Source organism: Mesorhizobium salmacidum (SeqCode) (assembly GCF_037179605.1).
GTDB lineage: Bacteria > Pseudomonadota > Alphaproteobacteria > Rhizobiales > Rhizobiaceae > Mesorhizobium > Mesorhizobium salmacidum.
Map to the genome: position 1 here is coordinate 82,339 of NZ_JAPYKS010000022.1, position 9,917 is coordinate 92,255.

The following is a 9,917-nucleotide window of genomic DNA, read 5'->3' on the forward strand; positions in this document are numbered from 1 at the left end:
TTGCGCTACGCTCGCGGCGATCGGCGGCTGGAATTCGACCCCCACATGGTCGCGCGCTCGGTCAAACCGTCCGGCTTGTCGTCCCGGTCGATCAGGATGCGCTCTGCCGCACCGTCGAGATCGTCGTATTGGCCGCTACGCAGTGCCCATAGGAAACCCGCCAATCCAAGCGCGCCGAGGAAGAGTGCAACCGGGATGAGATAGACAAGGGTCGTCACCGGGACTGGACCAGTATGTCAGCGCGAGCGCTCTTTTCGGGTACATTCCCGAGCCCCGCACGCTTCGTAAACGCATGAAGCCGCATGGCGTTTGCGACAACGATCAGTGAAGAGGTGGACATGGCGATCGCCGCGATGAGCGGCGTCACGTATCCCGATATCGCCATCGGCACGGCAAAGGTGTTGTAGACGATTGCAATGGCTACGTTCTGGCGGATCAGCCGGCCTGCCTTTCGTGAAACTTCCAATGCAAAGGGCACCGCCAGAAGGCCCTCGCGCAGGAAAACGAAATCGGCGGCATTGCGACCGATATCAGCCGCGGTGGCGGGAGCCATCGAGACGTGCGCGGCCGCGAGGGCCGGCATATCGTTGAGCCCGTCGCCTACCATCAAGACCTTGTGACCGGCCCCGGTCAGTGCCTCGATGCGCTCGACCTTGCCGGAAGGAAGAAGCGAGGGCATGAAGTTGCCGATCCTCAAGGACTTGGCCACCTCACCGCAAGCCTTGGCCGTATCGCCGGACAACATCTGGACGGACACGCCAGCAGCCTTCAATTCCTTTACGGCGGTCCCGGCGTCGGCGCGCGCGGCGTCCTCGAAGTCAAACGAGGCGACGATCAGGCCATTCCTCGAAAGCACGGTCCCGCCGCAGGCTTCCCCACCGGTCCCTTCGGCCCATCCCTGTCGGCCCAGGCGCCAAGTGTTCGCCTCCGTGGTGGCCTCGAGGCCGAAGCCAGGACGTTCGCTGATCGAAGCCAGCCTCGGCCGATTGGAAGAACCTGAAAACACCGCGATCGCCACTGAGTACGGATGGCGAGAATGCGTGGCCATCTCGGCTGCGATCGCCAGCATGGCCGGATCGATGTATGGCGCGTTGGTAAGACGCGGCTGTCCAAGAGTCAGCGTTCCGGTCTTGTCGAACACGGCTGTGTCGATGGCCGCCAGCCGTTCCATGGCCGAACCATCCTTGACCATGATGCCGGCATCGAACAAACGCCGCGCCGCGACCACCTGCACGATCGGCACGGCAAGGCCGAGCGCGCATGGGCATGTAATGATGAGAACCGCGATTGCGATTGTCCCGGCCAGATGCCAGTCGCCCGATGCCGTCATCCAACCAAGGAAGGTTAGGAGTGCGGCCAGATGCACCATTGGTGCGTAAAGCGCAGAGATGCGGTCGGCAATCCTGCGGTACTGCGACCGGCCACCCTCGGCGGCTTCCATGAGCCGAACCATTTCAGCGAGGAACGACTCCTTCGCGGCCGCCGTCGCCCGCATGGTGAGCGGACCAGTGAGATTGAGCGTGCCGGCCTGTATATGCGCTCCAGGGCTAACGGCACGAGGCGTGCTTTCACCGGAAACGAGCGAGAAATCGAGATCGGAACTGCCGTTGAGGACGTCGCCATCGACCGGCACGCGCTCTCCGGCGGCAACCACCAGGTCCATGCCCGGCTCGATCTTCCCGACCGGCAGGTATTCGCGCACCCCGTCACCGCGCAGCACCATGGCGCCGCGGGGGGCCAGCCGCGAAAGGCCACTCACGGCGCTGCGTGCCCGTTCGCGCATCACATGGTCCAGCGTGCGGCCGATCAATAGGAAAAAGAGCAGCGACACCGACGCATCGAAATAGGCATGCTCACCATGGGTGATCGTTTCGTAGAGACTCATGGCATAGGCGAGTGAAATCCCGACCGCGATCGGAACATCCATGTTCATCCGCCCATGGCGAAGCGCATTCCCCGCCGAACGGAAATAGATGCGCCCAGCGAAGGCGAGCGCAGGGATGGCAACCAGCGCCGAAACCCAATGGAAGAGGTCGCGGGTAACTCCTTCTGCACCGGACCAAACCGAGACCGACAGCAGCATAATGTTGCCCGCGGCAAATCCGGAAACGGCCACCGCCCGGATCAGCTCCGACAAGGACTTGTCCTCCTTGGCGGTTTCGGGGTCGAACAGATGCGCCTGAAAGCCAAGCCGTTCCAGCGTAGCGAAAATCGGTGGCACCTGGTCGCCATGCCAGCGCACTGACACGCGCTTGGTGGATAGATTCACGCGAGCGCTTTCGATGCCCTCCAGCTTTCCCAAGGCCGCCTCGATGGCGTGTATGCAGGCCGCGCAGTGAACCCTCGGCAACGACAGATCGGCCTGGTGCATGTCGCCGCCCAAACTACGGCTGGCCAATTTGATCTCGTCATTTGAGGGCAGGGCGGACGCTGCGTCGACGACGACCAGTGCCGCGTCGGCGCCCGGCGCGCAGCAGCTCATCGGAGCGCTCCCTTCGAGATCATGATGCGGCGGATATCACGAAATGGCAGAGCAAGGCCCGCATCGGCGTCGATCTCGACGATCCAGACGCCATCTTTCGGTGTATGCCGCGCGGCAAATTCGCCAAGACTATCGGAACGGCCATCCGAAGCCGCGGCAAGTGTCACAGCTCTGTCCTGCGCATCGTAGGCCGGGTGCCGAAACAGCACCCGCACGCCGTGCAGCGGCACAGGCGTGCCGTTGGTATCCACAAGGCTGTAGCGAACCTCGCCGGAGACTATGGTCAACCTGCCTTCCCAGCCAAGTGCGGCTTGTGCCCGTCCTTCCCTGGCCTTTTCGTTGAACTGCTGGCTGGCCACATATGTGTTCTCCACCACAAGGCCGGTCCAACTCGTGCTGGCAAGCGTTGCCATGGTCAGGTTGACGCCGATCACGATCCCAAAGAAACCGAGCACTGTCAGGAGCATCTGCTTGCCAGTGAATTCGCGTTTACTTTGCGTATTGGCTTTCATCTGGCGATCTCCGGCGCATTGAAGCTGGCGGTATACTCGGCCGATTCAGAGCTTGCCTCGTCCCCAATCCGAAACTTGAAGCTTTGCACCGGTGTGTTGATTCGGTCCGCGGGTTGGCGGACGAAAACTTTGAGCATTTTGAGCCGGTCGGGCTCTACTGGAACGACGAATAAGCGGCCGGCTGGCAGGTCGACGCCGTCGATACTCATTTCCGCGCCGGCGAGCCCTTCTAGGGTGAGGACGATCGTCCTGGGCTGCGGGATCATGTTGAGCAACTTGACGGTGTAGCCGTTTCGGATTGAGCCGTCCGAAAGCGTTACAAATTGCGGATTGCGGTCGTGAAGGACATTCAACTCCAGCCGCTCACGCGTCAGCAGCCAAGAGATGAGCACCAATCCGATCGCCAACCACGCCCCGAGATAGATGAAGGTGCGCAACCGGAAGATCTTGCGCAGATGGAAGTGCGCGACACCCTCGCGGAAGGTGGCGCTCGAGTTCCGGATCAGCGCCGGGTTGATGGCAACGGTGCCGCCGGCGGTCGCCAGTGCCAAATTGGCATTATAGTCCGCCAGCGTTGCATAGGAGATCAACCCGCGCGCGCGGCCGAGCTTGTCCATGACGCCATCGCAGGCATCGATGCAGAGCGCGCAGGTGATACACTCCATCTGCTGGCCATTCCGGATATCGATACCCATCGGGCAGACCGCCATGCAGGAATTGCAATCGACGCAATCGCCGACAGGCTGTGCGGAGGCCAGTGCTTTCTTGGCATGGCGCCAACGGGGTTCACCGCGCCAGTCGTTGTATGTCACGGTCAGCGAATTTTCGTCGAGCATGGCGGCCTGGATGCGTGGCCAGGGGCACATAAAGGTGCAGACCTGCTCGCGCATCAGCCCGCCGAACACGTATGTGGTTCCGGTCAGGACGGCGATGGTGACATAGGCAACGGGTGCCGCCGTGCCTGTCGCAACTTCGCCGAGCAGCCTCGGCGCATCGGCAAAGTAGAAGATCCAGGCCCCGCCCGTGGCAACTGCGATGACCAGCCACACGACATGTTTGATCGCACGCAGAAGCAATTTGCGCGCGCTCCAGGGACCGGCCTCAAGTCTTATGCGGGCATTGCGATCGCCTTCGATCGCGCGCTCAACCAACAGGAACAGGTCGACCCAGACCGTTTGCGGACAGGTGTAGCCGCACCAGGCCCGCCCGACCGTAGACGTGACCATGAACAGGCCGATGCCGGCCATCATCAAAAGGCCCGCGACGTAATAAAATTCCTGCGGCCAGATTTCGATGAGGAAGAAATAGAAGCGCCGGTTCGCGAGATCCAGCAGGACGGCTTGGTGCGGCGCGAAGGGGCCTCTATCCCATCGCAACCATGGCGTCACATAATAGATGGCGAGTGTGATGACCATCACCTGCCATTTGAACTGGCGGAAACGGCCCGAAGTCCCCTTCGGGAAAATCTTCTTGCGCGCGGCATAGAGCGGTTGCTTAACCATGACGGAGTTCACAGTCTCGGCTGCGCGCTGTTCGATCTGCCTTTGGTCCAGCACCGCACCTCCACTCGGGCAGTCTGCGCCTCCCTCAGCAAGTTTGCCGCAGGGGCGGCCGCGGCGCCTTGATCCAAATCAATCCCGCTAGCCGAAAGTAGTCGAGGCCCGGCCACAGCCGGGCCTCGTCGCTTGACGGTGGTGGGTGGTGAATAGGCCCTTCCCCTATTCCCCGCGCCAAGCGAATGGACATAGACCGCTAGTCCGTGACTTTGGTCTCCCCGATGTCCCATGCTGGCGTCACAACCTGGGTCGGGGCCCGGCTAAAGCCGGGCCCCGTCGCTCGACGGTGGTAGCGGTGAATAGGCCGCTTCTCCTATTCCCCACCGCCAAGCGAATGCACATAAACCGCAAGCTCCTTCACTTTTGTCTCCCCCAGACGCGCCCCCCATGCTGGCATCACACCCTGCTTGGGTGCGCGGACCTGCGCGGCGATTGCGCTTTCGCCCGAGCCATAGAGCCAGATCGCGTCAGTCAGATCGGGAGCCCCAACCTCCCGGTTTCCCTTTGCCTTTTCGCCATGACAGGCAGCGCAATTATCCGCGAACACGTTGGCCCCGGACTGGATCAGGGTCTTGTCGAGCACCGGCCCTGAAAGGCTAGCCACATACGCGCTGACCTGGCTGATCTGCTCGGGTTGAAGCACGTCTGCGAAGGCCGGCATTTCCGACTGGCGAGTATCGAGGTCAGGAGCAAAGCGGATGCCGTGGGTAATGGTCTGCTGGATCTCCTCGGCCTTGCCGCCCCACAGCCAATCGTCGTCGTTAAGATTTGGAAAGCCCTTGGAGCCTTGAGCGCCCGAGCCATGGCACTGCACGCAGTTGACTTTGAACGTCGCGCCGCCGGACGCGACAGCGAATTCGCGCAGCGCATCATCGGCAGCGATTTCCAATATGGTCTTCTCCTGAATGGCGGCGATATATTTGCCTTTGGCGGCTTCCGCTGCCGCCAGCTCGTTCTTGACGTTGTTGCGGCTGGAATAGCCCAGCACGCCCCTGGTCGCTGACGACAGCATGGGCCATGCTGGGAAGGCAACGGTGTACGCCAGCGCCCAGGCAATCGTGGCGTAGAAAGTTATCACCCACCACCGCGGCAACGGGTTGTTGAGCTCCCTGATGCCGTCCCATTCGTGACCGGTCGTTGAGATGCCAGAGACTTCGTCGATATGCTCGCGGCTCATCATCAGTCATCCTTGAACGGGATCTGCGCGGCCTGATCGGCCCGTGTTCTGCCCCCCGGGCGCAGGGCAAAGGCTATGCAGCCGACGAAGAACAGGGCCATGGCAAGCAGGCCCCAGCTGTCGGCGAACTCCCGCATCAAATTATACCCCATGCGTCTCCCCCTACCGGTAGCCAGCTGCATCGTCGTAGGTCTTGAAATCGACCAGCGTGCCGAGCATCTGCAGATATGCGATCAGCGCGTCCATCTCGGTGACCTGAGCTGGATCGCCGTCGAAATCACCGACCTTGGCTTTGGGATAGCGCTTCTCGAGCTCCGTCGTATCCGCCGCCGGGTCTGCTTGTGCTTTCAGATCGGCGTTGGCATTGGCGATCATGTCTGGCGTGTAGGGAACCCCGACGCGAGCGTTCGCCAGGAGATGGGTCGAGAAGTCTTTCACCGCAATTTGTGTGTCCTTGAGGAACCCGTAGCTCGGCATGATCGATTCAGGCACGACGGAGCGCGGGTTTGTCAGGTGCTGTGTATGCCACTCGTTGGAATAGCGGTCGCCGACACGCGCCAGGTCCGGACCGGTGCGTTTTGAACCCCATTGAAAGGGATGGTCGTACATCGACTCGGCTGCGAGGCTATAGTGGCCATAGCGTTCGACCTCGTCGCGGAACGGCCTGATCATCTGGCTGTGGCAGAGATAACAGCCCTCGCGCACATAGATGTTGCGTCCGGCGAGCTCCAGCGGCGAATAGGGCCGCATGCCTTCGACTTTCTCGATCGTGTTGTCGAGGTAGAAGAGCGGGGCGATCTCGACGATGCCGCCGATGGTCACCACCAGCAGCGATCCCACGAGCAGGAGCGTGGCGTTTCTCTCGATGAGGGCGTGTTTGGCCATCAAGCCCATGTCTGGCTCCTTATTCGGCAGGCTGGAAAGCGGACACGGAACCCGGCAATGGCTGTTCTTCGCGCTGGCGGCCAAGAATGGTCATCGTGATGTTCCAGGCCATGATCAGCATGCCGGCGAGATACATCGTGCCGCCCGCGGCGCGCATGACATAGTAGGGGTGCATGGCGGCCACCGATTCGGCGAAGGAGTAGACGAGAAAGCCCTGCTCGTTGTATTCGCGCCACATCAGGCCCTGCATGACGCCGGAGACCCACATCGCTGCCGCGTAGACGACGATGCCCAGTGTCGCCAGCCAGAAATGCCAGGTAACGAACCGAAGCGAATACAGGCGTTCGCGGTTCCACAGTTTCGGCACCATGTAGTAGAGCGCGCCGAATGAGATCATGCCGACCCAGCCGAGTGCACCTGAGTGAACATGGCCGATCGTCCAGTCGGTGTAATGCGACAGCGAATTGACTGTCCTGATGGACATGATCGGACCTTCGAAGGTCGACATGCCGTAGAAGGCGATCGCGGCTACCATCATGCGAATGATCGGGTCGGTGCGGATCTTGTCCCAAGCCCCTGACAAGGTCATCAGGCCGTTGATCATGCCGCCCCAGGACGGCATCCACAGCATGATCGAGAACGCCATGCCGAGCGTTTGCGCCCAATCGGGCAGGGCGGTGTAATGCAGATGATGCGGGCCGGCCCAGATGTAGAGGAAGATCAGCGCCCAGAAGTGGATGATCGACAGCCGATAGGAATAGACCGGCCGGTTCGCCTGCTTGGGCACGAAATAATACATCATGCCGAGGAAACCGGCAGTCAGGAAGAAGCCCACCGCATTATGGCCGTACCACCATTGCGTCAGCGCGTCCTGGACACCAGAAAATGCCGAATAGCTCTTCGATCCAAGCAACGACGCAGGCATCGTGAGGTTGTTGATCACATGCAGCATCGCGATGGTGACGATGAAGGAGAGGTAGAACCAGTTGGCGACGTAGATATGCGGTTCCCTGCGCTTCAGGATGGTGCCGAGGAAAAGGATCAGGTACGCCACCCAGACAATCGTCAGCCATATATCGACATACCATTCCGGCTCGGCATATTCGCGGCCCTCGGTGACGCCCAGCAGATAGCCAGTTGCGGCCATGACGATGAATAGCTGATACCCCCAGAAGACGAACCAGGCGAGCTTGCCGCCGAACAGCCGGGCACGGCAGGTGCGTTGCACCACATAGAGTGAGGTGCAAATAAGCGCGTTGCCGCCAAAGGCGAAAACGACGCCGGATGTGTGAAGCGGCCGCAATCGGCCGAAATTGAACCACGGCTGAATGTTGAGGTCCGGATACGCCAGCTGCAGCGCGATGACCACGCCGACCAGCATGCCCACGACGCCCCAGAACACTGTGGCGATGGCGCCGTACCGGATCGGCCCATCCATATAGGCCGATGGATCAATCGGAGCTGCCGGTTTGAATTCGATGTTGCGCAGCAGAATAGCCGTGAAACCGGCAAGGACAAAGAACAACACCCACATATGTTGCCGGAAAGGCGCGTCTACACCCAAGCCGGCGCCGACCAGGGCCGCGAATGCGAACACGCTCAAAACGACAATCTCTGTGGCGAATCTCATGATATGTCCCTGAGCCGCATTTGATACGGACGCGGGTCCGCCCCCCAGTAATTCCGCAAACGGCGCGTTGGCGCCTTGATCCATGTCAAGGGCGATGATCGCCAGTCAGACAATTCTGCGTCTTCAATTCACGGAGATGCCCACATGGCCAGTTGCAAATCTTCAGGCGTCAAATGCAAAGCCTGGCAGTTTGTCGAAGGCTGCCTTCCTGGCAGCCGGCCGTGCGGGGATGTCTGTCTCTTGCACGATCGCAAGTTGCGGATATGCGACGAGCTGGAGGCGATAGCCGACAGACTACCCTCGGTGGACCGGTTGAAGTGCCGGCTGATGGCAACCGAGTTGGTGCCGCTGCTGCGCATGAGCCATGCCCGTGAGGAAGAGCATCTCTTTCCTGCGCTTGCGAAAGACGCAACTGAGGGCAAGCGGATGGCGTCGCTAGGTCGCTTGCGGGCCGAGCACATCGAGGACGAGTGCGCCGCACAGGATTTAACCGATACCCTGCTGACCATCGGGCATGGAGGTGGCGTTGCCAACCCTGAGGCCCTCGGTTTCATGTTAAGAGCCTTTTTTAGGGCGTCACGGCGACACATCGCGTTTGAGCGCGAACACGTCCTGCCATTCATCGCACAGCAGAATCGGACGAAGCGACCGGAGGCCTAAGTGTCAGAACACGCCCAAGTACCCGAACAGCGTTGCAGTCGGCTCACGTTATCGACCACGACATGGCGATTGTTGTTGATCCGGATGACGCCGTTGGTACGAAGCTTTGTCAGCTGACGGCTGACGGTCTCGACAGTCAGGCCGAGAAAGTCGGCGATGTCGGCACGGGTGAGCGGCAGATCGAAAGTTGCCGATTCCTTGCCGGCGTCCGTCGTCGGGTCGATGTTCCTCGCGATCAGGAAAAGAAAACTCGCTACCTTCTCGACCGCCGTCTTACGGCCCAAAGTCACCATCCACTCGCGAGCTTCATCCAGTTCCATCAGTGTCTGCTTGAGCAAGCGGTGTTCTAGAGCCGGTGCCTCCCTCATCATCCGCTCGATCGCCGCTTTCGGGAACGAGCACAGCGAGACTTCGGTTGCTGCCTCGGCGTTGATCTCGCTTTCCGACTTGAACGGCCGGCCCAGAAAATCGGGCGCGAATTGAAGCCCGACGATCTGCTGGCGTCCGTCCGCAAGACCCTTGGTCAGCTTTACAACGCCCGAAAGCAGGTTCGAATATGTTTCGATTGCTTCGGCGTCGCCGACCAGCTCGGTTCCAGGTGGAACGCTGTGTCTCGACGAGGCCTTGGCCAAGGCGACCAACTGATTGGGCTCGAGCGCGCCGCATAGCCCGTGGCACCGCGCGTCGCAGGATTGGCAAAGCACAGGAAGGACATCGCATTGAACGTCTTGTCGGATGGTCATCATACGGCCCGTACTGATAATCGTGGCGGCAAGATAGCACCGCTGCTGGGTGAGGTATTGCGTCAGTTTGTCCCCTCGGCGCCCTTGATCGAAATCAAGGCGGCCGCGGTTTGCACAGGGCAAGTTGCCCTCAGGCACGAAACAGCAAACCACGGCACAGGTCCCGAATGGAGACCATGCCGCGTTACACGAGCTACCCAACCGCACCATCTGGACAGCAGGAACTGGACTATGGGCAAGGTAACAGGCTTTCTCGAAATCGACCGGCAGGT

At 60.8% G+C, this 9,917-nt stretch carries 9 protein-coding genes and 1 pseudogene; 1 reads left to right on the forward strand and 9 read right to left on the reverse strand.

Features of this window, described 5'->3' with window-relative positions; all coding sequences use genetic code 11:
- Positions 1 to 68: 68 nt before the first annotated feature.
- The 8 genes and pseudogenes from ccoS to ccoN all read right to left on the reverse strand — a co-directional run.
- Positions 69 to 218: pseudogene (gene ccoS, locus O7A60_RS25425) on the reverse strand (cbb3-type cytochrome oxidase assembly protein CcoS); the annotation flags it as partial.
- On the reverse strand, positions 215 to 2,482 hold the full coding sequence (locus O7A60_RS25430) for a cation-translocating P-type ATPase (RefSeq protein WP_337108516.1): 2,268 nt from the start codon (positions 2,480 to 2,482) through the stop codon (positions 215 to 217). The pseudogene ccoS and the gene O7A60_RS25430, both read right to left, overlap by 4 nt.
- Entirely contained in the window at positions 2,479 to 2,994 is a 516-nt protein-coding gene (locus O7A60_RS25435; RefSeq protein WP_337108517.1) for a FixH family protein, read from the reverse strand. Before O7A60_RS25435 ends, O7A60_RS25430 begins: the two co-directional genes overlap by 4 nt.
- The gene (gene ccoG / locus O7A60_RS25440) at positions 2,991 to 4,550 is read right to left on the reverse strand and encodes a cytochrome c oxidase accessory protein CcoG (protein WP_337108518.1); all 1,560 of its coding nucleotides are present in this window, start codon (positions 4,548 to 4,550) and stop codon (positions 2,991 to 2,993) included. Before ccoG ends, O7A60_RS25435 begins: the two co-directional genes overlap by 4 nt.
- A gap of 313 nt (positions 4,551 to 4,863) precedes the next feature.
- The gene (ccoP, locus tag O7A60_RS25445) at positions 4,864 to 5,727 is read right to left on the reverse strand and encodes a cytochrome-c oxidase, cbb3-type subunit III (RefSeq protein WP_337108519.1); all 864 of its coding nucleotides are present in this window, start codon (positions 5,725 to 5,727) and stop codon (positions 4,864 to 4,866) included.
- A gap of 2 nt (positions 5,728 to 5,729) precedes the next feature.
- Positions 5,730 to 5,879 (reverse strand): cbb3-type cytochrome c oxidase subunit 3, encoded by a 150-nt coding sequence (locus O7A60_RS25450; protein WP_337108520.1) that lies wholly within the window; start codon positions 5,877 to 5,879, stop codon positions 5,730 to 5,732.
- A gap of 10 nt (positions 5,880 to 5,889) precedes the next feature.
- Positions 5,890 to 6,621, reverse strand: coding sequence for a cytochrome-c oxidase, cbb3-type subunit II (gene ccoO / locus O7A60_RS25455; protein WP_027144904.1), 732 nt, complete (start codon positions 6,619 to 6,621; stop codon positions 5,890 to 5,892).
- A gap of 10 nt (positions 6,622 to 6,631) precedes the next feature.
- A complete protein-coding gene (ccoN, locus tag O7A60_RS25460; RefSeq protein ID WP_337108521.1) occupies positions 6,632 to 8,242 on the reverse strand; it encodes a cytochrome-c oxidase, cbb3-type subunit I in 1,611 nt (536 codons plus the stop codon).
- A 144-nt stretch (positions 8,243 to 8,386) separates the two neighbouring features.
- Between ccoN and O7A60_RS25465 the strand changes: the two genes are divergently transcribed.
- The gene (locus O7A60_RS25465) at positions 8,387 to 8,902 is read left to right on the forward strand and encodes a hemerythrin domain-containing protein (RefSeq protein WP_337108522.1); all 516 of its coding nucleotides are present in this window, start codon (positions 8,387 to 8,389) and stop codon (positions 8,900 to 8,902) included.
- On the opposite strand, the gene O7A60_RS25470 is transcribed toward O7A60_RS25465, so the two are convergent.
- On the reverse strand, positions 8,899 to 9,645 hold the full coding sequence (locus O7A60_RS25470) for a Crp/Fnr family transcriptional regulator (protein ID WP_337108527.1): 747 nt from the start codon (positions 9,643 to 9,645) through the stop codon (positions 8,899 to 8,901). The two genes, O7A60_RS25465 and O7A60_RS25470, sit on opposite strands and share 4 nt — an antisense overlap.
- Positions 9,646 to 9,917: the final 272 nt, after the last annotated feature.